Raw genomic sequence first — 1,155 nt, 5'->3', positions numbered from 1 at the left:
CCGCTAGCTGCTCGACTGCTCGAGGGAAGCGCTCGGGCTGCGGTCCCGCTCCATCATGTTTTGATGCATTTTTTCGTGCATCATTCGGCAGTGCTCCATCATGTCCTTCATTGAGCTCATCATTTTGTCCTCCTTGGCGTTGTTTTTAGTGATGGATTTATGAGTTGGTCGACTGGGTATGGAATCAGAGCGCCGGTCAGCGTTCGCTTGAGCGCTCACATACCCGGTTGCCATACTGGCCGCGACCATGGAGAAAGAAAGAATAACGGCTTTGGTCAAGGTTAGTGATTTCATAATCTGTCCTCGCAAGAAAAATGGCATGCACATCGACGGGCCAAATGCCGCATCGACTTTATAGGTGCAAATAACCGTAAATAAAGACGGATTTACAGCGAGGATGCCGGTTTAGGCGGATGGTCGATCGGGTACTGGGCGGCAATGGGCGCCAAGATAGTGGAGGTAGAAAGGAAGGAAATGGCACCCGAGTAAAAAGCCAGCGTATCGCCGTTGACGGACTGGTAATTCGCGCAGGTGGAATGGCAGCTGTCAGCGTCCATCTGGCAATCAGGCGCTGCACCACTGCCGTTATCGGACATGGCGACCAATTTCTCGTTCGTCATGTTCATGACACAGGCGGGGTTCATACCTGGCTCCTGGAGCGACATACCCTCCATGGGCATACCTAGGCCAGCCTGCACCCCGGACCCTGACAGGATCAGTGCGGCAACCATCACGGTTTGCATGAATAGGCTCGTCAATCGCTTCAGCATGACTCTGTGCCGGTTACTCCGATGAATAGGTCGGATTCTCAATCACGGCAGTTAGGACCTGCCGTCTAGCTCGAAGTTCCAAATAGAATACCACAACATTAATCATCCCGATGACCCGTCCACAACCCATTTATCTGCAACCTATTATTACCTACGTCGGACGGGGCGCCACACGGCCGTTAGGTCTGCTTTTACCGCCAGCGTAGGGGCATCAGGAACTCCTGCCGAGACAAAGGCTCAGCCCGCCTACCCGGCACAGCAAGACAATTGGCTCACATCTTTGGTGAACGTCTGCGCGCAGAGCTTGAGGCCTTCGACCATGGTCAGGTAGGGAAACAATTCATTTCCGATTTCCTGAATCGTCATGCGTGCCCGTATCGCCATC

General features: G+C 53.4%; 2 protein-coding genes. Both read right to left on the bottom strand.

All coding sequences use genetic code 11. The features are described from left to right. Positions 1 to 3: 3 nt before the first annotated feature. Positions 4 to 294, bottom strand: coding sequence for a hypothetical protein (locus tag B3520_RS00115; protein ID WP_286806362.1), 291 nt, complete (start codon positions 292 to 294; stop codon positions 4 to 6). A 92-nt stretch (positions 295 to 386) separates the two neighbouring features. Further along, on the bottom strand, positions 387 to 644 hold the full coding sequence (locus tag B3520_RS00110; RefSeq protein WP_286874952.1) for a hypothetical protein: 258 nt from the start codon (positions 642 to 644) through the stop codon (positions 387 to 389). Positions 645 to 1,155 lie beyond the last annotated feature (511 nt).

The organism is Marinimicrobium sp. UBA4509, from assembly GCF_002388575.1.
Taxonomy (GTDB): Bacteria; Pseudomonadota; Gammaproteobacteria; order Pseudomonadales; family Cellvibrionaceae; genus Marinimicrobium; species Marinimicrobium koreense.
This window is presented reverse-complemented; position numbering and strand designations above follow the sequence as displayed.